Genomic DNA, 20,091 nt, shown 5'->3' with positions numbered 1-20,091 from the left:
GACTTTTTGCGCGGTGTTTTTTCAATTTTGTCGGTCCGCATCGCCCCCTCGGGTTCGTCTCATGGGTAGTGACCACCCAAACCGAGGAGCCCCCATGAGCCGCACAACCCTTCTTGTCGACTTCTACTGGACCCGCGACAAAGACCCCCGCATCCCCCTGGGGCACGCATCGATCCTCACGGCGATGCGCACACAAAACCTCGACGTGCGCTCCATCGTCGTGGCGGTGAACGACGGCCAGCTCGATGTGGGGCAGGTGGTTCAATCGATCCTCGATGCGGTTCAGGGGATCCCCCCCTCGGATGTTGATCTGGCGTTCGGGGCGTACGTGTGGGGCGAGGAGCTACTGCAGGAAGTGCTGCGCCGTGTGCGTGCGGCGGGGTTTGAGGGGCGCATCATCCTGGGTGGCCCGCAGATTTCGTACAGTCAGGGCGGTCTGGAGGCGATCTACCCGCACGCCGACGCCTTCGTGCGAGGGTATGGCGAAGAGGCGATGGTGCAGCTTGCGCGTACCTCCGAGCGGCGGGCGATCACGGGGGTGCATTGGGCCGGGCCCCTGGACCTTGTGCAGCAGGCCAACATCGACCTGGGGTCGCTTCCATCGCCCTGGCTTACGGGAACCATCCCCCTGAAAGATCAAAAGTTTATTCGCTGGGAAACGCAGCGCGGGTGCCAGTTTCGCTGCGCCTTCTGTCAGCACCGAGAGGCCGGCGCGCGTTTGAAACGACGTGAGTTAGACTTGCCCCGTATTGAGGCCGAGATTGAGCTTTTCTGCAAGTCCGATGTTCGCGACATCGCCGTGCTCGACCCCATCTTCAACGCCTCGCCGCACGCCACCGCTATCCTGCAGCGCTTCAAGGCCCTGAGTTACACCGGCCGCCTCTCCCTGCAATGCCGCGCGGAGTTGATGGATGAGAACTTCATCGATGCGGCGTCGGAGCTCGACGTGCGCCTGGAGTTCGGCCTGCAGACTATTCACAGCGCCGAGATGACGGCGATCCGCCGCAACAACCATATGCCCAAAGTTGACGAGGCGTTCGCGCAGACGCTGCAGCGAGGCATCGACTTCGAGGTCTCGCTGATCTTCGGGCTGCCTGAGCAGACGCTCGCGTCATTTATGGAGAGCGTAGAGTGGTGCCTGGAGCGCCATGTGCCGGTCATTAAGGTTTTTCCGCTGATGCTGCTTCGAGGGACCGGGCTTGAGCGCGACCGGGCGAAGTGGAACCTGCGCGATAGCGGCGGCGCGATGCCCATGGTCATCGGATCCGCGAGCTTCGATCGGGAAGAGTGGCGCCAGATGGCTCGCATCTCCGAGGCGCTGCGTCTGACGGAGGGGGCGCATCCGGGGACGATCGAAGAACTTGTCGACATCGCCAACACGCTTGAGCCGGACATCCTCCGGTGGGCACCTGAACAACAAGGGAGGGCTGCGTAGGGCGATGAATGTGCCCCTGAGGGCTTTGCCGAAGACGACTTCACCATCGCATCGCTATTAACGTTTCCTTGACTAGCCCCGGCCACTATTAAAGCATTCGTTAATAGCTCTCCGCACTAAAAACGAATCCTTTAATAGCGGCACGACCATGACGAAGCGCGAAACGGGCCGATACGAAAGCACCTCCGCAGGTGGCGAACAGGTGCAGGCCTTCATCCCCCACCCTTTGCCACCGGTCGCCCCTCCTCTTCAGGTCGAAGGCGACCTTGCCGAACGCCTGCAGGCTGCGGAACAGGCCCTTATAAGGCTTGAATTGGCCGGCGAGATGGTGCCTTCCCTGGACTGGTTTATTTATGCGTTCGTGCGCAAAGAGGCGGTGCTCTCATCCCAGATCGAAGGCACGCAGGCGACGCTGTTGGACCTGCTCAATTTCGAGGCGATGAGCGACGCCCCCCCTCCGAATGCTGACGTCGAGGAGGTCTGCAACTACCTCGATGCGTTGACCTTCGCCCGCAGCCAACTCGCCGACCCTTCTGGCCTGCCGCTCTCGATGCGTCTGCTCAACGAGACGCATCGGCTGCTGCTTCGAGGGAGTCGCGGCAAGACCAAAGAACCCGGAAGCGTGAGGCGCAGCCAGAACTGGATTGGCGGCAGCAGGCCCGGGAACGCGGTCTATATCCCGCCGCCTCCCAACGCGTTGCCGGAGGTTCTCTCGGCCTTCGAACACTACATTCACGCCGACAACGGGCTGCCGCCCCTGATTCGCGCAGGCCTCCTTCACGTTCAGTTCGAAACCATCCATCCCTACCTCGATGGCAACGGGCGCATCGGCCGCCTGCTCGTCACACTCTTGCTCGAACATGATGGCCTGCTCACCCGCCCCTTGCTTTACTTGAGCCTCTTTTTTAAACGCCACCGCCAGGAGTACTACCGTCGACTCAACGCCGTGCGAAGCGACGGCGACTGGGAAGGCTGGCTGGACTTCTTTCTCGACGGGATCGCGACCATCGCTGACGAAGCCGTCGCAACCTCCCGCGAACTTTTCAACATGGTCACGGCCGACCGCCAGCGCCTTATCCATTATGAGAGCGTCAACCTGCTGGCCGTCCAGATCTTCGAGCGTCTCCCGGGTCACCCGATCATCACCGCCCCCTGGGTCGTGGACGCACTCTCCACCAGCCATCCCACCGCGGCGCGCGCCATTGAGGTGTTGGAGGCCGCCGGGGTGCTTGTCGAAACCACCGGCAAGAAGCGCGATCGGGTCTATGCGTACCAGGCATATCTCGACCGGTTGCGGGCGGGGACCGAACTTGGGGAAGAGAGTTGACCATCAACCATCATGAGGCGTTCGTAGCGTGGATGTGAGCGTGTTCCGTAAAGCTCGGAATCACACCGCATTGACGGCTGCCGCCAACAGGCCGAACGCCCCGACGCCACGCCGGTCGGTCTGATGGACGGGACGCAGCTTGTGAAGCTGCTCGTGGAGCACGGGATCGGGGTGGAGAAGGATGAGTTGAGTTTGTTGCGATTGGGGTGAGGCGTTTGACGCTTTGGCGACACCTGCGGCCGACCTCGCGTTCCCACCACTCAATGCTCAAACTCGGCGCGCTTACTCCCCTCGCACTTCGCCTTACCCCCTCACTACGGACAATGGTCATCATCCTCATTCAAAGCCCGAATCAATCCGTCCTCTCCCTCCTGCGGCAACGCATCACGCAGAAACACCTCGAAAATCTTTCCATCCTCCCCTTCCAGCGCCATCCCGGGGAATCCGGAGCCGTACACGCCATTCATGAAGTCCTCGCGAAGACGAGCAAGCTCCACCACGGCCTCGCCAGTTACATAACGAGAGTCCCCTTCACAGTACCGCGCGTACTCGTCTTCGCCAAACAGATACAACTGCGGATCAAAACCTGCAGGAGCTGGTGGCACGTCAATATGGAAGTCACGAATTGCTTCGATGACTATGAGTCGAAAAGCCTGCGGATTCGACTCGCCATTCTCATTTAACTCCTGCATCCAATGTCGAGCGTTCTCGCGAATCTCGGTGGCGTCCTGATTGCCAAACCGACGCGTGCAATCGCCGCTGCAGGAGAATGAGGAATCGGGGCTCCAGAACGAACTTCGCGACGCATGGGTATGTTCCGGCTGTTGGTAATGGCCATCATCATAATCGTCCCAGTCACCAACCGATAGATCTGCCGAAATCGCCGCGGCCTGCTCCGCAGTCAACGAGCCAGAAACAACAGGCGCCATATACCCGGACGCCTCATAGCTCCAGTAATTACACTCACCATCAATCATTAAAAAATCATGACCATGTTCACTCATCAGTCGCCCTTCGGACGACAATAGACCAGAGCCTATACTTCTATAAACAAGGCGAAGATCCGAGCTGCCATCGCAAATGTCGTAGTTGGAGGACGAATCAACCGATCCGCAGCCCGCGGCGTGGGATAGAGACAAGCCCATGCACGCCACTAATAAACAGAAAGCTTTGGTCCTTTTATAAGCAAAAATCATTGCATCTCCATAATGTTCATACATTCAAGCAGACTTGACCTGGACGAGGGTTCGTTTTGCAGGGAGCGCATCTTCTCACACGTAAAATCGTGAATCACCACCTTTCTCTGGTTTCTCTACAAACACGCCAGGAACTGAAGCGCGATCGCCTGAAGAACACCTCCCCAGGATCACCATCCGCGCGTTGGAACTGCGCCTCATCCACTCACAAAACCGGATTCCCAACCCCGCCCCCTTACCTCCCACGCTCGACACCCGCCCCCTTACCCGCCCCCTTACCCGCCCCACTCAGCACCCGAGTCCCCCAACTCAGCCCCCTTAGCTCCGGTTCTCGCTACCCAGATCCCCAACTCAGCCTCCTTAGCGCCGGACCTCGACACCCAGATCCCCAACTCAGCCCGCTCAACTCCCCGACCTGGACACCCAGATCCGCGACTCAGCACCCTTACCTCCGCTTCTGGGTCCCCAGTCCCGCAACTTAGCGTCCTTACCGGCCCTTCTCGGGTCACACGTCCCGCGACTAAGCAGGCTTAACGCCTCCACGTCGACACCGAGCGCCCCGACCAGGCGCGCTTAGCAGCCCAACCCACCCACAAAAAAACCCTCCGGCCTCACCGGAGGGTTTTCTCGCTCACACCTGCTTACGCGTTCTCACCACTCACCCATCACGCATCGACAGGCTCCACCACCGGCACCGGGTCGGCCGAAGGCCCGTCGTTCACCACCACATCACCCGCCACGGGCGCCGTGGGGTCGGCGAGTACCGGGTCGGCCGCGGTACGAGAATCGTACATGGTGGTGATGGCCGGCATGAGCTGGCGAATGCTCGCATCGGCATCGAGCGAGAGCGCCGCATCGACGAACTGACGCGCCGCCACATAGGCGCGGCGAGCCTGGGCGCGCGCGGCAAAGAGCTTCTGCATGGCTTTGACGGCATCGGCGTTCTCGGCATCGGCGACTTTCAGCGCCTGGGAGAACGCCTCCTGCGCGCCCTGAGCCTCGACCACGACGGGGTGCTCCGCGCCCAACGCCTCTTCGGCATAGCCCAGCGCGGTGCCCATCACCGACCCCGTCCGGTCGACTCCCAACGCCCGAAAAGCCGAGGGCGGCAGCGGCATCCCCCGGTCCAGGCGCTCCTTCAAAAGCTCCGCGTCCACCGACGCATCCGCCACCGCCAGGTAGTACGTGGCCTGCGCCGTGGCGTAGAGGCGCTCATACGCCACCTCCACCTCCACCTCCGCCCGCGCCACGTCCTCACTCGCCCGAACCGCCTCCTCGCCCTCCGCCAGCGCCTCACGCACCGCCTGGCTGTAGGGCACCAGACGACCCTCCAGCAGATCCACCGCCAGCTCCAACGCGCGCCGACCATGCGGATCCTCGGTCTTCGGCGCCACCGTCTTGAGCCGGTCCGCGCTACGCTCCATCCACGCCTTCAACGTCACATCAAACTTGGCCTCAGACATCAGAACACTCCTTTTTCGGAAGTGCCCGCCCATCCCCCAGAACGACTGCCCTCGCCCGTACCATTACAGGCGATCAGGTGATGCGTTCTGGATTACCAGCAGCGGTGTCTCCCCCCGGGGGAGACGTGGTGTTTGTGAATGAGATGGTTGTGCCACGGGGGAGGTGGGGGTGGCAAGGGGAGTGGCGAGAGGGCGTGTGGGGTGGGGAGGCAAAAGACAGCGCCACACTCTGAGATTAAGTTACTCGCTATTCTTCTCCAGAACGTTTTGCATCGCTAAACTCAGTCACTTCAAACTCAGCATCATCAACAATTTGAAGATCTGCTGGAGACTTCCCGTTTGAAAAAATGCTGCAGGAGACGCCCCATTTCCCTTCAGGTTTTGGATATAAGATGATTAACAGCGGCTGAGCGCATTGATAACGGCGATCTCGGGCCATCCTCTTCATTTGGTTTTTGTCTTGTGGCGAGGGCCATGGCACGTTGGCGGTGTGCACGTGCCACTCGCCGAGATAATGGGTTTGCGGCACACTATCCCACCTCGCCAAAAGAATCTCCTCAAGCCCATCGGTTCCTCGGTGAAACCAATCGCGGCCGAACGTGGAGTCCGTCGGAGGAGGAGTCGCCTCGACGATCGTCGCAGTTGTATAATCAGGTGAGTAGGATCCAATCAAAATACCGCCCGTCTCCTGTGAGGGGTTGGTGTCGAACAGTCGGAACATGCTTTCCATAACTTCTTGAGCGAGCACGACCCGAAACACCTGCGCTGCATCCTCGAAGATCAGCTGGCGGACAATCAAGCTTCCTCCTGCACAATATGCCGAAATCCGACGCCGCCCTCATCATATTGCTCAAGGACATCGAGCCCACACTTCGACTCACCGTTCGTAGCTCGCTCCAGATGTTTCACGGTTGCAACCGCAGCGAGCCAGACGTCGTCGCTTCGCGCAGGAAACAACGGGGACCAACAACCAGCACCTTCGAGTGTCTCGCCCACTGCAGACCAGCTGGCTCGCTCACCTTCCAGCCAAGGGCCTATTTCCTCAAAGAAGTGTTCCTCCGGAAAGGAGCACCCCCAGGCTTCGTAAAGAAAGAGTCGGCGGGCGGCGAATCCCAATGAGGCGGAAAGAAAGAGCCGTGGCACGCCCCACCACGTTCCTCCTAAGCGACTTACAACCTCGTCCTCGCCAGTACAGTCGATAATGACATCAAACCGATCGAGAAGGTCTTTTAGTGTGCCCTGGGAGGGAAGTTGTTTCGCGAAAGATGAGACGTTAGCCATTGGAGCCGCCCCACGCAGTCTCGCGGCCACCGCAGCGGCCTTATTTTGTCTTAATTCCGCGCCGGTGAGTGTATGCCGAACAAGATTCCCAACCTCAAGAGAATCATGATCAACTATTAATATGTCGAGACTCCCCGCACGAATCAGAAGCTCCGCAACAGCTGATCCGAGTGCACCGGCGCCTATAATAGCGATCGGAAGTTTTCGGAGCGTTCTCGGCAACTTCCCTCGCGCCTGCAATCGGTCCGGGTGCCAATTTTCAGTATTAAGATAGGAGAGATGCCTACTACCAATAAAGATGTTTCGCTGAATCCGCGCGCTTCGCCCCCGATAATTACCTCGGCTTCTCTTCGGCATCTTACCATTTTGAGGAATTGGCGGTGGCAAAATTGACTGCCAATGAATCTCAGTCACCGTTCCATTCCAGGATGTTGGGATGGGATATCCAATCAAGAGGATGATTGTATTCTCTCCAACGGACCGTCGCGCAAGCCAACGAGTGAACTTATCAACATTAAGATTGAGGCGCGCGCCAATTCTTCGGAGGTCAGCCCAAGTTCCCGGCGAGTGCCACGGGGGAATGACCACAGGCTCAGGCCATAACCACCAATATCCAACCCAGCGTTTTTTAGTTTTTACAAGCTCCCGCCGACATGTACGAATCACATCACCTTTTGTATCAAAAAATGCCTCAGCGACGATCGTCTTCTCGAACCCAGGGAGTTTGTTCCAGGAAACCTCTCCGAATCGACCGATGCGTTCAGTCCAGACGTCAAACGTGTCGGGCCCCTCATCATGGACAACCTTGATGCCGCTATTGAGAAGCTCCGAAGGGCACTGAGGCACCTCAAAGGGCTCGGAGTCCAACATCAATTGCTTAGTTGCTGCCATATCCAGCCATGCCAAGCAGCGCTCCACATGCCACCGTAGGCGCTCCTCTGAATCATTTGTCGGCTCGGAGCCTCCTGCGATACGTCCAAGCCGTTGTGATGGGCTATCGAGACAAGGCTTGCCGGTTCGCCATTTTTTATCGTCTCGATGCGGTTTAATGTTTCGATCCTGGTGAGGAAAGGTATGAACGATACTATTATTTAGCCCCGGATATAGGTGGATCTGGCCAAGTGGGTAGACGTCATCAACCAAAAGAACCCAGAGCGTCTCTTTCGGCACGAAGTCGGACGAATAAGTCTGACTTAAACATAACTTGATCGCCCACGCGCCTTCAGTCGGCATGAACTCAGGAAGAGACACAACCGTCGCTCCCGACACGCCCGCGAGGCGATTTAAACCGCGTTGAATCGGCTCTGGCAATTTTTTCACTGACCATCCTCCGTCACGCGAAGCGGCCCGAGCCGGGGGTTGCAGGTTTGCTGGGTGGTGTAAACCCCCCCGTCTTCGCCGACCCATTATTCGGCGGTTTCGGAAACTTTGAGCCGAAAAGCTCGCGCCAGAGGCTCCCGCTCTCCGTCCGGTCCTCAGAATCGAAAGCCTGACGTGCGAGATTCGCGCCTTTCTTCACTTGGTTGTAAAAGGCCGCGAAATCCTCGCTAGAAATACGATGGAACACGTCGTGTGCCGGAACACCATAATCGGAAAGTTGCGGCTTATTTTTTGTTTGTACTAAAGCCGCGTAGCTATCAACGATCCCCTCCAGTGTTGTCACGACACCTTCGGCAACCGACACGATGCCGTTTGGGCAGTGCTCACCGATTAGGCGCTCTAATGGAAAGCCTTTGGGGTGATTCGGCTCGGTATAATTCTCGAGACGCCACCACTTAATACATTTCACCACGTTGACGAAGTGTCCGTCGCATTTTGAATTTTTATCGCGCGTCCATCGGATCTGCTCGAGAGGATGGGTATCATCCCACTCGTTCGCATCGCGGTCTGGGATACGGAGGGGTTGCGCCTGCCACTCGTTGTCGCTAGCCGCCTGATTAAGACGCAACTCAGTCAGCTGTCTGCCCAAAACAAACCTCCTTTCAGGCGCCGGCCAAGCGCGGTGCAGCCGCCACTCTTGCAGCTCCCGAGGCTCTAAGATATCTCCGCTATAAATAACTGAGTCGGATTGCAGAATTCCGTACTCTTGCTCGGCTGGAGCGGACGTCAGCACGATGTCAAGTTCCACATAACTAAGCTCGATACCGAACGACCTTCCCTGCGGGCGCCACTTTCCTTTGTAGTGCTTGTCGAGGAACGGCTCAAAGAGATCCAACGCCTTCTTCGGTGTATACTCATTTTCGTCAAGATTCGTTACGACGATAATGTCTACGTCCGAACGCTTGTCGCCTTTAGGCCGCACCGCGGTATACCTTCGGTAGCTTCCCTGTAGGAAGTCACTGACGAGTATTGGCTTGAGGCTTTCGTCCCCCTTCAGCCGTTCGCGGAATGTCTTGTGCCCTTTAATCAAGTCTTCACGCATCGAAGCAGTCGGGCGAATGTCTTTCAAGAAAGCTTCAAAATCAGTCTTCAAAATCATCATAACCCTCTCTGAAGTTTACATTAACTCTTTAGGCTAATGGTAGCGCGAACGAGAATTGGTAAGTGCCATCTCGTTCGATACCGAAATCGAACTCATATAATGCCAACGGGCCCAGGGCATCGCGGTGCTGTCCGATAAAGAACATTAACGCATTGGGACACGCGAAGAAAAGGTGAACACGAGTTGTTCGGGTTGGACGAATTCGAGTGAGAATAGCCGGGATTTGACTAGCCAACCAATAAGCATGACCAGCCCCTTCAATGCTCTGTGGGGACGGACCGCTATGAGGGCTAACAAATGCAATGCGATTTACATCAGGCCCCTCTGCCGTCAACAAAAACTCCTTAACAGCGCAACTTATATCGTGAGTAACAGAAAGGCAGACAGCGACGTCGGCGTAATCATCCTCGCATTCGATGATCTCGACTGTCCATGAATCATCGTGCATAACGTTTGTGGTGGATCGCCAGATCTCTAGACTTGGCTTCTGGATCGGTGCGATGTCGACACCGGAGTTCCGGCTCAGCTCCCACCCAGAAAACAAAGCAAAAGACCCGTGGCACTCCAAAGAAATCACCGATGGGACGCCGCGAAGCCTCACACGGCGATCGGCGTCAGCCAAAAACGTCGATATGCTTGATGCGCCGGCGCTCCAAGTACCGTCGGACGCCAAAAGTCGGCCGTCGAAGTTATGCGAAACACATACAAACTCGTTGACCTCGGATTCAAGCCTCTCGGCAAAGCGCACAAAACTACGGACTCCGATCGTATATAGTGTTGGTTTGTGACTTGACTCATCAACCAACAAGCCCTCACGCTTGCACAAAGTTCTAAAAGTCGACCTATCGAAAGAATTAGGGCCGTCCATCAGGAACTGTTGGATTAAACTCTCGTAAGGGCAAGCAGCTCGATCAGCGCTCGGTACTTTTAGGCCGGCCGCCTCGAGAGTGGCATAAACGTAAGATTTAAATTCTCGGCGACCAAAATGGTTTAATTGAAATCGCAGTGTCTTGGCAAAGGACCTAAAAGACTCGTCATCTATTTCAAGGTGGGCCCGCCACTTCTCCCGAATCTTTCCAAAATCCCCGCGTGGTCCGTCGTCAAAAAACTTTTGGGGTAATGCTCCATCTTCCCGAAGTCGGCAGGCTAGTTTGTCATCATTCTTCCAACTCCAATTTGACGCGAGATGAAGTCGAAAATTTGCATTATGTGAAATTAAATCAGAATAGGCCTTATAAAAACGCTGAAGCAATGAAGATTTGGCCTTAGCAGACACCGGTTCTATGAGGACGTCGGAGCTATACGAATTGCGATTATCGACATGATATTTCAGTTGATAATAGTCGGCGCGTATCATTACACCGCCAGCGTTCACGCCCGGATCGCGGAAAAACACTGCTACATCATCAACTCCAGCTGCTTCATCATGCTCAAGCACAACTCGCTCGACCAAAGAATTTGGACGCAAAAGATCAGCAGCCTGTTTCCAAAAAAACAATCCCTGATAAACATCTCCTTCTACTCGCGCACCTACTTGACCTATAGCCATTACTCCTCCCGGGCATAATTTAATATACCCTTTGTTTTTTAGAGTTTAACGCGCTCAACAAAAATCAATATCCCACCAATCTAACAAACGTTAAAATCAACCGCTCAACAGAATTGAAACGCAACTTCACCCTCCCCTACACTTTAATATAACTCACCCATCTTTACTCACTTCATCGACCGATTGCTATTTTTTTCATAGTCATGCTTATAACGCCAATAACGCTCTCCCCGATCCCAAACTACGTCGGGCATGGTCAGCCGGCGAAACACCCGAAGGACAGACTTTGAAATCCCTAAATTCCCATTTTCATTTATATATACAAAACCGTCACCAAAACGAACTTTTATTATCGTAGCAGCTTCATCTTGGTGCAATACAGAGTCCGCTGCAAGTTTTTCGACCATCCATGCCGCAACATCTCCATCGCATATTTTCATTTAGGCTTCTCGTCGCCAGGGTACGCAAGGGACTCTTCAGCAAACCAGTCTCTTTGAACTTTACTTCCGGAAAACCATTTACACTCGTATCTGTGAGGTGGGCGATTAGAATCCTCTTGAATCGTCATCTTTGGGCCACCAGACTTCAAAACTACAATATCTCCGGCCTTAAACCTTGCTTCTTTCACAACTCTTCCTCTCGATTGAGCGTTGACTTACAGACATACCCTAGTCTACGAACACACGTCGAAAAGTCAACACTGTCTGAACTCCCCTTCAAAACATGAACGTGCTACTTTCGAACAACGATCATTCTATACAAACCGCTCACCTTTATATACAACCTACGTCACAGCCCCTCCAACGCCCCAACCCTCTCCCCATACAACCGCTCCATCGCCCCTACCGCCCTCCCAGCCACCTCGCCCCACCGAGCTTCGTCCGCCCATCCGCCAGGGACGGTGTAGCTGATGCGCGACGCGCGTTTGTCGTCGAGACGCTGCCATAACAGGCTGTCGCCAAACGCCGCTTCGATCGCCTCGCGCTCGGCATAGAGTGCGTCGAAAACCGCCTTGTTGTCGGCGGCGTCCAGGCTGTCGATGTAAAGCTCCGTGCGTGTTTCGTCGGTGAGCACGACGTAGTTCCACCACTGGCCGTGGCGGCGCGCGCCGAGCCAGTGATTCTGGCCAGGCGAGATGTTCTGGTGCAGGTCGTGCCGCGCCTTTGCAACCGGCAGAAGCACCTCCCAGAACTTATAGCGCACATTTGGGCTATCCGGACGGCTGCCCGCGTCCGATGCCCGTCCTTTGGCCTCCAGGTCGACAATCTCCCCATGCACCGGAGCCCTCTCCACCCCATCCACCTCCAACCGACTCGGATTCCACACCCACTCCGCAATCCTTATATACAACTCCTGCCGCTCGGCCTGGGCCTCGGGGCCGAAGCTCTCGTAGGGCTTAAACGCCAGACCGGTGTGCTCGCGCAGCGCGCGGAAACCCGGGCTTTTCGCATACGCCGCCGGGTGCAGGCTCCTCGCCAGCATCGACTCGCCCTGGGTGACGTAGGCGTCGCGTTTGGCCTCAAAGGTGGCGTCGCCGAGGCTCTGGTTGAGGCCGCGTTGGAGGAGGAGCAGGCCGCCCAGGCGGTTGCGCTCGACGTCGAAGTCGGCGGGGTGGGCAAAGTCGTCGGCGAAGCGGTCGTAATCGTCGGCCCAGATATGTTCGATTTCGAAGGGGCGCGCGCGGCCCTGGGAGACGAGGTCTTCGAAGTGGCAGGCAAGGCCGCATTGGGCGTCGACCCAGTGGGTAAGGCGCGCGAGGATGTGGCGGATCTGGCGGTAGTTTTGATTATGCAGGCGCAGGCGCGGCTGGGTGACGAAGGTTTCGGCCTGGGCGTCGAGCTGCTCGCGTAAGAAGGCGGAGAGCTCCTGCACGTTTCGGTGGCGCAGCTCGCGGGTGAGCATGAAGAGCGTGTATTTGACCGAGGAGTAGGCAATTGTGCGGAAGTTCCACACGCGGCGCGCAAGCCAGATGTCGAGGAAGTCCGCGACCAGGCGCACCTTCTGGCGTACCACCGCGTCGGAATCGCTCGGGTGAAGTGCGGCGAGTAGGGCCTGGTGTTGGAGTGTGAAGCCGCGGTCTTCGTTGTAGTAGATGGACTCCCAGCCCTTGGTGACCGTGGTCGATGCCTTGCGGATGGCGAGCGCGTATTTGCCGTAGAAGTTCAGGTCACGCTGCACAAAGCGCACAAAACTCTCCGAGCCTTTCAGGCCCATGCGCTCCCGCTGGTCGCGCACCCAACGATGAAACTCCGAGCCGATGCGCTCATAGTCTTTGTTCTCGGCGCCCTTTTTGCCCGGGCGAATCGTCTCGGCGTAGCGGGCGCGCAGCCAGTTTTTAAAGAAGTCGATGTCCTCGTCGTCACCGAACTCTTTAAAGGCCTGCATATGGGCCTTCCAGGTGGTGTTGACCGCCCGCTGGTCCTCCTCATGGGTGATATTGGCGAGCACGTAGCCCTTGAGCATCTCGGCAAGGCTTAGCGAGAGGCCGCGGTCGTTCATCGTCTCAAAGATCGTGTAGGCGTCTTCGTCCTTGTACGCCTCGATCTCCACGAGGTGCACGTTCTCCAGGAGCCAGTCCACAAAATAGGGCAGCACCTCGCCAGAGATCTCTTCGGGAAAATGGTCGCCGATGTTCTCGTAGCGCCGCGCGATCGTCACCACCGACTCGCTCGCGTCGTGGAGGTTGGGCGAGCCGCCCTCCAGCAGCGTTTGCATCACGCCTTCACGCTCGGGCACCGCCAGGTTGAAGTCTTTGGTGCCAAAACGCTCCGAATAAATGAGCTTCGTGACATCGACCGCGCCCTCGATGCCGCGCTGCTGATGGTTCAAAAAGATCAGCAACAACGAGAGCGTGGTCAGGCGCTGCTGCCCGTCCACAATAAAGCGCTGCCCGCGCTTATGGCTGATGACGATCGACCCCAGAAAATAATGCCCGTAGTCGGCCACCGCGCGGCGAGCGTGTTCTGGCTGATAGAAGTCCAGAAACTTGCCGCTGAGGTCGTCGATAAGTTCACGCACCTGACGCTCCTGCCAGGCGTACTCGCGCTGGTAGAAGTCGATCGTGTAGCGCGCCCCGTCGAGCAGCTCGCGGACGGTGCGGGCGCGGCCTTCAATGCGTTTGGTCATGATCCCTCCGGTCAACCCTCACCCGCGCTCACAAGACCCACTCGCCGCGCCCGGAAAGGCACGCGAGGTTGCGGCAGCAGCGCGTGGGGCGCCGCACGACGACTCCCCAGGCATGCATGGTGTGGTGGCTACAACGCCGAACTTAGATACAACTCTTTACCAGAGACGCGGTAGGCTGCCCAGTGGGGAAGTTGGGGGGCGGTGGGGATTGGGTGGGCGTGTTGCCTCAAAGGGGCATGTTGCCCCGGTCGTGCAACAGGGCACGATCGGACAACACACGAGCGCTCGTTTGCATCAACAGGTTGTTTGGGGGAATGGGGCTCTCGTTTATGTCACCACTCGCGTTCCGCGCCACCGCACCTACCCCAACCTCACCTCGCCACTCTGCAACACCCGAAAATCCTCCACCACCCGCCACGCCGTCGCAAAGGAGCATCCCGCGCGTCGCGCTGCCTCGGCGGCGTTCAGCTCGGGGTCGTGCTCCAGCACCGTCCACACGTCGGCGCGCCAGGAGGGGCCCATCCGCACGCGGTTTCGATAGCCGGCGTGCTGACGAACCAGCGCCTCGGGGGAGAGCACATCGGCGGCACGGTCGCGCAGGGTTCCAGCAGGGACGCGTAAAGGTGAACTTTCAAAACGCGCGTCTTCTCCGCGGCGTTCGATCTGGAAGTCGGTTCCAACGGGCATGAGATCCAGCGCAGGGCCCTCATAGAGTTTTGCAAATCGCGCAAAGCGCCGATCCTTTTTGAGCCACATTGCGACCGCCGCCCAGTAGGCGAGCACGCGCTGGGAGGGATGTTCGTCAACGCAGCGCGCGAGGCGGTCGACGTTGATGTGTTTCTGGTGGACATTAATCCAGGTCGTGAGCACGGCCAGCACGCGAAAGTCGTGGTTTTCCATACCGACCTCGGTGGCGAACACGAGTGTCTCTTCGATCGGCGCATCGGGGTTGGCGTCGCCGGCGAAGTTCATGCCGATCCCCACCATATCGCGGGTCAGCGAAGCGTCGTCGGGACGTTCGCTGAGCATCGTGCTTCGACTAAATGCCATGGTCGAGCCTCGCTCGAAGATCGTGGAGTGTTGCACGGACGTGGTCAGACCACTGCGGATGGGCGTCTTGCTCTTCGAGCCAGGGCTGCGCTTCATCCAACTCCTCGGCGGTCGGGGCCAGCGCGATGCAATCCGCCAGATCGGTACCACGGTCACACAGCTCGAAGAGTTTGGTTTTGAGAAGGTCCGCACGGCCGAGCGTTGTCAGGGTGAGTGCTTCTCCCTCGAATGCAACCTGCACACGCTATCGCCAGCCATTTGGTAAGACTTCGGCGAGCTGCATCGGCCCGTTATTGAGCCAGTCATCGGAGAGTTCCACATCCTCGCGGCGAAGATGCGACGCGAATTCACGCGCAGCCGAGTTGATCGCCTCCGGGAGTTCCGGATGCAGAATATCAAAATCTCGCGTCTGCCGGTTCGTTACGCCCAGCAATGCCAACGCAGAGCCACCGATCACAATCGCATCGAGTCGCAGCGAACGATCGGCAAGCCAGATATCAAAGGCTTCGATGGTGGGGCGAGGCAACACGGCGGTCCTCCTGAGGTATTGGTATAACCGATACCACTCTAAGGTACTTCCCGCCTCTATCCCGTCAACACACACCACCGCACGTGCTTCAGCGCAAAAGGCCTGCGTGCAGGTAATACGTATGAAGGCACAGAGAGAGGGGGTGAAGAAATAGCGGAGAGGGTGTGGTGTTCACCGGTGTAATGTAAATGGCGTGTTGTCTCAAAGGCACGCGTTGCCCCGATGGGGCAACGGTCCGATTCCGGACAACACCGAAGCCCAACCGAGCATTGGCGAGAGTTCTTCGCCGAGGTGCAGCCAGCCCCCATCCCGTGGCATAGTCACCTCGCCAGGCGCGTTTCTAGTTGACCGGCGAAGGGTTCGTGCCAGAGCACGCGTGACGCAGGCGGCGGCCAGGCAAGGAGGTATTTATGATCAAACACAACCTGAGGTTGATGGGCGGCGCGAAAGACGAGTTCATCACTGCAGCGAGCGACAGTGACAGCGTCTTCGAAGCCACACCGGTAGCGCTGCGAAACGCGCCCGTCATGCAGATGACACCGCAAGATGCGTCCTCGGGCGTGTCCGCGTTTTTTGGCACCTGGCCGGGCGATGAAAGTGAGGAGGAGCTCCTCGAAGCGCTGCGGTCCGTCGAATGAGCGAGCCCTTTTACATCCTCGCCACACGACTCAATCCCCCTTCCCCCGCACCCGCTTCACCTCCCGCTCAAAATCACTCTCAAACTCCCGATCCTGCCGAACCCGGAACTTCGAATACTCCTCCTCGGCCAGCGCCTTTGCCACTTTCGCAGAGACCTTCCCGGCATTCGTCAAAACCTCGTACTCGTTGAACTCCAGAAACGCGTCGAGCTTTTTGATCCAGTCGGCCATCTTCATCGGCCGCTGGCGAGCGGCCTGGTTCTCGGCGTAATCGAGGTACATGGAGACGATGCGCTCCAGCTCTTTGATCTCGGTCTCGATCAGGTAGTTTTTTGCGACGCTCACATCGCGTTTGATGACCTTCCCGTCCGGCGCGTTCTTCCAGGTGGTAAGCCCCACCGAGGGTTTGTCGGCGTCGGCGCGCTCAGCGATGATCTCGGCGGCTGTCTTGCCGGTGACCGCCCAGTGCAGCTTGTTCTGCACCGTTTTGAAAAAGGTCTTCGTCATCGCCGCGTTCTTATCGTAGTCGACGCTGCACTGCTCGTAGATGTCGGTGATTTTTAGATAAAAACGCCGCTCACTGGCCCGGATCTCCCGAATCCGCTCCAGAAGCTCGTCGAAGTAGTCCTTGCCAAAGCGCCGGTTGAGCTTGAGACGCTCATCATCGAGCACAAAGCCCTTGACGATAAACTCCCGCAGCGTGTTCGTCGCCCAGATACGGAAACGGGTCGCCTGGGAGCTGTTGACGCGGTAGCCGACGGAGATGATCGCGTCGAGGTTGTAGTAATCTACCTGGTAGGTTTTGCCGTCGTCGGCAGTTGTTGCAAATTTTGCAACAACTGCCTCTTTTGTCAGCTCACCGCCCTCAAAAATGTTCTTTAAGTGGCGGCTTATCCCGGACTTATCGACCCCGAACAGAGCCGCCATCTGGTTGATGCTGAGCCAGAAGGTCTCATCCTCATGATAAACCTCAACGCGCACCTTGCCTTCAGCCGTCTCGTAGAAAATAAGCTCGGCTGGCGAATGATCGCTCATGGTGTCACCTCGTCGAAGAATCGAAACGTGCCGTGTCACGCTCGCGTCAACGCCGCGAACCTCCGCGACGCCACGGACGCCCGACCTTAGCTCGCCGCGCCCTTCGCTCACAATCTCGACGCCCAGATCCGCAACTCAGCCCCCTTAGCTGCCGATCTCGACACCCAGATCCGCAACTCAGCACCCTTAGCTGGCGTTCTCGACACCCGAGTCCCACAGCTCAGTCCCCTTAGCTGGCGTTCTCGACACCCAAGACCCACCACTCAGCCTCCTTAGCTGGCGTTCTCGACACCCAGATCCACAACTCGGCGCGCTTAGCTCTCGATCTCGACACCCGAGTCCCGTAGCTCAGCCCCCTTAGCCGGCGTTCTCGATACCCAGAGCCGCGGCTCAGCCCCCTTAGCTGCCGCTCTCGGCGCCCGAGTCCCCCAACTCAGCCCCCTTACCTCCAGTTCTCAGGTGAAACGTCCAACGACTTCGGGACCTCGCCCAACCGGTGGCGCTCTTTTAGGACGGCGCCGCAGTCGGGCTCGTGCGGTCCCCCGCAACAACCCCCAACATCTAGCGCGTTGCATTCCGCGCCCTCCTCGGCTAATCATTGAGCCTTCACATCAACCTGAAGTGGTACGCGGGAGGGCCCTGCCATGACTCGACGTTTTGTCGCAATTCTTGCGCTTTTTTCTGCCAACTTGAGCGGTTGTATCTTTGCCGTCGATACCTCCTATTGTGAAGAGTGTGTGCCGGATGTCGAAGGCGATGATGCGGGCGACACTGACCTCCCCGACACCGACACCGACACCGGCGATCCGGACGTAGGTGACACCGACGACGTCGGCCCAGACACCGACACCACCCCGCCCGAGCTCACCCTGGAACTCACGGGCGGCGAGGAATCTTTTGTCATCGACGAGGCCACCGACACGCTGAGCTTCGATGCGTCATGCGCGCCCGAGGGCTGCGAGCTCACCTGTGCGTTGGCGTTTGAGGACGAGGCAGCGCAAGCGCTCGATGATTGCGGCGAGTCGATGGTGCTGGGGACCGACGTCCTGGATCGGGAGGGAAGCTGGACGCTGAGCGTCGACGCCGTTTTGGGCGATCAGCAGGAGAGCACGTCGGCCACCTTTGAGGTGCTTTTTGCCTTTGAGGCCGGGCTTCAGGGCTACGAGGCTGGCGAGACGGTCGCGTATAGCTACCCGCCGGAGCTTCAGAGCTTTTGCTCGCGCGACGAGTCGTGTGAGGTCACGCACCGCTGCGAAGATGAGGAGGGTGCGGCGTTGGATTGCACCGAGCTGGAGCTTCCCGATGACGCCGCCGAGGTCACGATCGTGTTGAGCGCATGTGCCACCGACACCAACGTGGAGCATTGCCTCGAAGAGCAGCGCTACACCTTTATCTATGAGCCTCCCACCTGGGTCGAGGTGAGCGCCGGGGCGAACCATAGCTGCGGGATTCTGGACGACGGTTCGTTGTGGTGCTGGGGAAATAATAGCAGCGGCGAGCTGGGCGTGGGGGATAGCAACCAGCGAAACGTGCCGACGCGGGTGGGTGACGCGCTCTGGCAGAGGGTCGCCGCCGGCGGGCAGCATACCTGCGGGGTGCAGGTGGATGGGAGTTTGTGGTGTTGGGGAAGCAACGGCGCCGGTCAGGTCGCCCCGCAGATAAGCGGCTCGGGCTCGTTTATGGCACCCGAGCGTGTGGGCAATGAGGCCAACTGGACGCAGGTCGCTGCAGGCGACGCCCACTCTTGCGCAATTGATAGTGCTTTTGGGCTCGATTGTTGGGGGCGTGATGAGACCGACCAACTCGGCCCCGGCCCCACCTCCGAGGGGCGCGTGCAGGTCACGCTGGATGGGGGCATCGACGCTTTCGTGGCCGTGGACGCCGGCGCGGCGCATACCTGTGCGGTGACTCAAGAAAACGCCAATGGGTGGTGTTGGGGCAATGCGGCCAATGGGCGGTTGGATGGTATTCCTGCAAGCGGAAGTGGTGTGTCTGAAGTTGGCAACCCCGTTTCAACTTCGATTTATGAGACGTTGCTCATCACCGCTGGCGGCTCCCACTCCTGCGCCACCGTCGAGGTCTCCGGCGATATGAAACCCTACTGCTGGGGCAACAGCACCTCCGGTCAGCTGGGCCATACCGATTCAACATTTGTGGCCGCTGTCTCCAACCTCCCCGACGCCCAGCACATCTCCGCCGGTACCAACCACACCTGCGCGGTGGCCGATGGGGTGGCGTATTGTTGGGGCGATGACAACCGCGGCAAGCTCGGTCACAACGAAGCCAATACCGTCCCCAACGCGGTAAGCGGCGGCCATACCGACTGGACCGCCATCTCTGCCGGCAATGAGCACACCTGCGGCATCGCCGGCGGCACGCTCTACTGCTGGGGATACAATCTCGTCGGCCAGCTCGGCCGCAGCGGGTTGGGCGGCGCCACACCCGCCGAGGTGGACTGGGCGTTTGCGCGCTAAAATCTGGCCTTTCGCGTTTTTCCAATCCGTAGGGGCGGGTCTTGTGCCCGTCCCGAGAGCCGGCGCACCAACCTGACTTGAAAATCTTACAGACACTGACCATTTACACTCACCCAACGTGGTAACGGGAGGGCAATACCATGCTGTATGTTCGGATATTTATTGCTGTATTTTTGCTAGCAACCTGGGGATGTGGTCCCGAAGATGTCGCCTCGCCGACCGACACCGACACCGGCGATCCGGACGCAGGTGACACCGACGACGTCGGCCCAGACACCGACACCGCCCCGCCCGAGCTCACCCTGGAGCTCACGGGCGGCGAGGGGCCTTTCGTGCTTGGCGAGTCCGAGGGCAGCGCGGCGTTCACCGCCAGCTGCGCGCCGGCAGGCTGCGAGATCAGCGCCTGCACCCTGACCCTGGAGGGCGGCGAGCCGTGGGAGTTGGAGGGGTGTGGCGAGTCGATCGTGCTGACGCTTGCGGAGCTTGACCAGGAGGGCAGCTGGACG

17 protein-coding genes and 1 pseudogene are annotated in these 20,091 nt (G+C 58.5%); 5 read left to right on the top strand and 13 right to left on the bottom strand.

All coding sequences use genetic code 11. From position 1 onward, the window contains the following. Nucleotides 1-94 precede the first annotated feature (94 nt). Together FRC96_RS08105 and FRC96_RS08100 are read left to right on the top strand one after the other, a co-directional pair. Nucleotides 95-1,435, top strand: a complete 1,341-nt coding sequence (locus FRC96_RS08105; protein ID WP_230470009.1) for a B12-binding domain-containing radical SAM protein — start codon at nt 95-97, stop codon at nt 1,433-1,435. Between the two features lie 148 nt (nt 1,436-1,583). Beyond that, nucleotides 1,584-2,762, top strand: a complete 1,179-nt coding sequence (locus FRC96_RS08100) for a Fic family protein (RefSeq protein ID WP_146973998.1) — start codon at nt 1,584-1,586, stop codon at nt 2,760-2,762. A gap of 314 nt (nt 2,763-3,076) precedes the next feature. Here the strand turns inward: FRC96_RS08100 and FRC96_RS08095 are convergent, their stop codons facing one another. The 12 genes from FRC96_RS08095 to FRC96_RS08040 form a co-directional block, all read right to left on the bottom strand. Further along, the gene (locus FRC96_RS08095; protein WP_146973997.1) at nt 3,077-3,958 is read right to left on the bottom strand and encodes a hypothetical protein; all 882 of its coding nucleotides are present in this window, start codon (nt 3,956-3,958) and stop codon (nt 3,077-3,079) included. A 665-nt stretch (nt 3,959-4,623) separates the two neighbouring features. After that, entirely contained in the window at nt 4,624-5,421 is a 798-nt protein-coding gene (locus FRC96_RS21930; protein ID WP_230470008.1) for a hypothetical protein, read from the bottom strand. Between the two features lie 247 nt (nt 5,422-5,668). Continuing rightward, a complete protein-coding gene (locus tag FRC96_RS08085) occupies nt 5,669-6,220 on the bottom strand; it encodes a Mov34/MPN/PAD-1 family protein (RefSeq protein ID WP_146973996.1) in 552 nt (183 codons plus the stop codon). Next, a complete protein-coding gene (locus FRC96_RS08080) occupies nt 6,217-8,022 on the bottom strand; it encodes a HesA/MoeB/ThiF family protein (protein ID WP_230470007.1) in 1,806 nt (601 codons plus the stop codon). The genes FRC96_RS08085 and FRC96_RS08080 overlap by 4 nt, the downstream gene beginning before the upstream one ends. A 13-nt stretch (nt 8,023-8,035) precedes the next feature. After that, a complete protein-coding gene (locus tag FRC96_RS08075) occupies nt 8,036-9,181 on the bottom strand; it encodes an SMODS domain-containing nucleotidyltransferase (protein ID WP_146974022.1) in 1,146 nt (381 codons plus the stop codon). A gap of 31 nt (nt 9,182-9,212) precedes the next feature. Then, complete coding sequence (locus tag FRC96_RS08070; protein WP_146973994.1) at nt 9,213-10,733, bottom strand: SAVED domain-containing protein; 1,521 nt, start codon at nt 10,731-10,733, stop codon at nt 9,213-9,215. A gap of 167 nt (nt 10,734-10,900) precedes the next feature. After that, a complete protein-coding gene (locus FRC96_RS08065; protein WP_146973993.1) occupies nt 10,901-11,173 on the bottom strand; it encodes a DUF6953 family protein in 273 nt (90 codons plus the stop codon). After that, nucleotides 11,170-11,361 carry a YodC family protein gene (locus FRC96_RS22735; protein WP_146973992.1) on the bottom strand — a complete coding sequence of 64 codons (192 nt, stop codon included), beginning with the start codon at nt 11,359-11,361 and terminating at the stop codon, nt 11,170-11,172. Before FRC96_RS22735 ends, FRC96_RS08065 begins: the two co-directional genes overlap by 4 nt. Nucleotides 11,362-11,522: 161 nt before the next feature. Then, nucleotides 11,523-13,859 carry a DUF4268 domain-containing protein gene (locus tag FRC96_RS08055; RefSeq protein WP_230470005.1) on the bottom strand — a complete coding sequence of 779 codons (2,337 nt, stop codon included), beginning with the start codon at nt 13,857-13,859 and terminating at the stop codon, nt 11,523-11,525. Nucleotides 13,860-14,219: 360 nt separating this feature from the next. Then, nucleotides 14,220-14,909 carry a hypothetical protein gene (locus FRC96_RS08050; RefSeq protein WP_146973991.1) on the bottom strand — a complete coding sequence of 230 codons (690 nt, stop codon included), beginning with the start codon at nt 14,907-14,909 and terminating at the stop codon, nt 14,220-14,222. Next, on the bottom strand, nt 14,899-15,150 hold the full coding sequence (locus tag FRC96_RS08045) for a hypothetical protein (RefSeq protein ID WP_146973990.1): 252 nt from the start codon (nt 15,148-15,150) through the stop codon (nt 14,899-14,901). Before FRC96_RS08045 ends, FRC96_RS08050 begins: the two co-directional genes overlap by 11 nt. A gap of 3 nt (nt 15,151-15,153) precedes the next feature. After that, the gene (locus FRC96_RS08040; RefSeq protein WP_146973989.1) at nt 15,154-15,438 is read right to left on the bottom strand and encodes a DUF6036 family nucleotidyltransferase; all 285 of its coding nucleotides are present in this window, start codon (nt 15,436-15,438) and stop codon (nt 15,154-15,156) included. Between the two features lie 410 nt (nt 15,439-15,848). Between FRC96_RS08040 and FRC96_RS08035 the strand changes: the two genes are divergently transcribed. Continuing rightward, nucleotides 15,849-16,076, top strand: coding sequence for a hypothetical protein (locus FRC96_RS08035; RefSeq protein WP_146973988.1), 228 nt, complete (start codon nt 15,849-15,851; stop codon nt 16,074-16,076). A 30-nt stretch (nt 16,077-16,106) separates the two neighbouring features. On the opposite strand, the gene FRC96_RS08030 is transcribed toward FRC96_RS08035, so the two are convergent. Then, nucleotides 16,107-17,111 carry a virulence RhuM family protein gene (locus FRC96_RS08030; RefSeq protein ID WP_146973987.1) on the bottom strand — a complete coding sequence of 335 codons (1,005 nt, stop codon included), beginning with the start codon at nt 17,109-17,111 and terminating at the stop codon, nt 16,107-16,109. Nucleotides 17,112-17,755: 644 nt separating this feature from the next. On the opposite strand from FRC96_RS08030, the gene FRC96_RS08025 reads away from it, so the two are divergent. Both FRC96_RS08025 and FRC96_RS08020 read left to right on the top strand, forming a co-directional pair. Then, nucleotides 17,756-19,585 carry an RCC1 domain-containing protein gene (locus FRC96_RS08025; RefSeq protein ID WP_146973986.1) on the top strand — a complete coding sequence of 610 codons (1,830 nt, stop codon included), beginning with the start codon at nt 17,756-17,758 and terminating at the stop codon, nt 19,583-19,585. 140 nt (nt 19,586-19,725) lie between these two features. Next, nucleotides 19,726-20,091: pseudogene (locus tag FRC96_RS08020) on the top strand (hypothetical protein); the annotation flags it as partial.

Origin of the sequence: Lujinxingia vulgaris (genome assembly GCF_007997005.1) — a bacterium.
GTDB lineage: Bacteria > Myxococcota_A > Bradymonadia > Bradymonadales > Bradymonadaceae > Lujinxingia.
This window is presented reverse-complemented; position numbering and strand designations above follow the sequence as displayed.

Bases quoted from the DNA above. Each gene is read 5' to 3' on its own strand.
- FRC96_RS08055 (WP_230470005.1), bottom strand. From the start codon at position 13,859: ATGACCAAACGCATTGAAGGCCGCGCCCGCACCGTCCGCGAGCTGCTC.
- FRC96_RS08065 (WP_146973993.1), bottom strand. From the start codon at position 11,173: ATGAAAATATGCGATGGAGATGTTGCGGCATGGATGGTCGAAAAACTT.
- FRC96_RS08025 (WP_146973986.1), top strand. From the start codon at position 17,756: ATGACTCGACGTTTTGTCGCAATTCTTGCGCTTTTTTCTGCCAACTTG.
- FRC96_RS08050 (WP_146973991.1), bottom strand. From the start codon at position 14,909: ATGGCATTTAGTCGAAGCACGATGCTCAGCGAACGTCCCGACGACGCT.
- FRC96_RS08075 (WP_146974022.1), bottom strand. From the start codon at position 9,181: ATGATTTTGAAGACTGATTTTGAAGCTTTCTTGAAAGACATTCGCCCG.
- FRC96_RS08070 (WP_146973994.1), bottom strand. From the start codon at position 10,733: ATGGCTATAGGTCAAGTAGGTGCGCGAGTAGAAGGAGATGTTTATCAG.
- FRC96_RS08030 (WP_146973987.1), bottom strand. From the start codon at position 17,111: ATGAGCGATCATTCGCCAGCCGAGCTTATTTTCTACGAGACGGCTGAA.
- FRC96_RS08095 (WP_146973997.1), bottom strand. From the start codon at position 3,958: ATGATTTTTGCTTATAAAAGGACCAAAGCTTTCTGTTTATTAGTGGCG.
- FRC96_RS08035 (WP_146973988.1), top strand. From the start codon at position 15,849: ATGATCAAACACAACCTGAGGTTGATGGGCGGCGCGAAAGACGAGTTC.
- FRC96_RS21930 (WP_230470008.1), bottom strand. From the start codon at position 5,421: ATGTCTGAGGCCAAGTTTGATGTGACGTTGAAGGCGTGGATGGAGCGT.
- FRC96_RS08105 (WP_230470009.1), top strand. From the start codon at position 95: ATGAGCCGCACAACCCTTCTTGTCGACTTCTACTGGACCCGCGACAAA.
- FRC96_RS08100 (WP_146973998.1), top strand. From the start codon at position 1,584: ATGACGAAGCGCGAAACGGGCCGATACGAAAGCACCTCCGCAGGTGGC.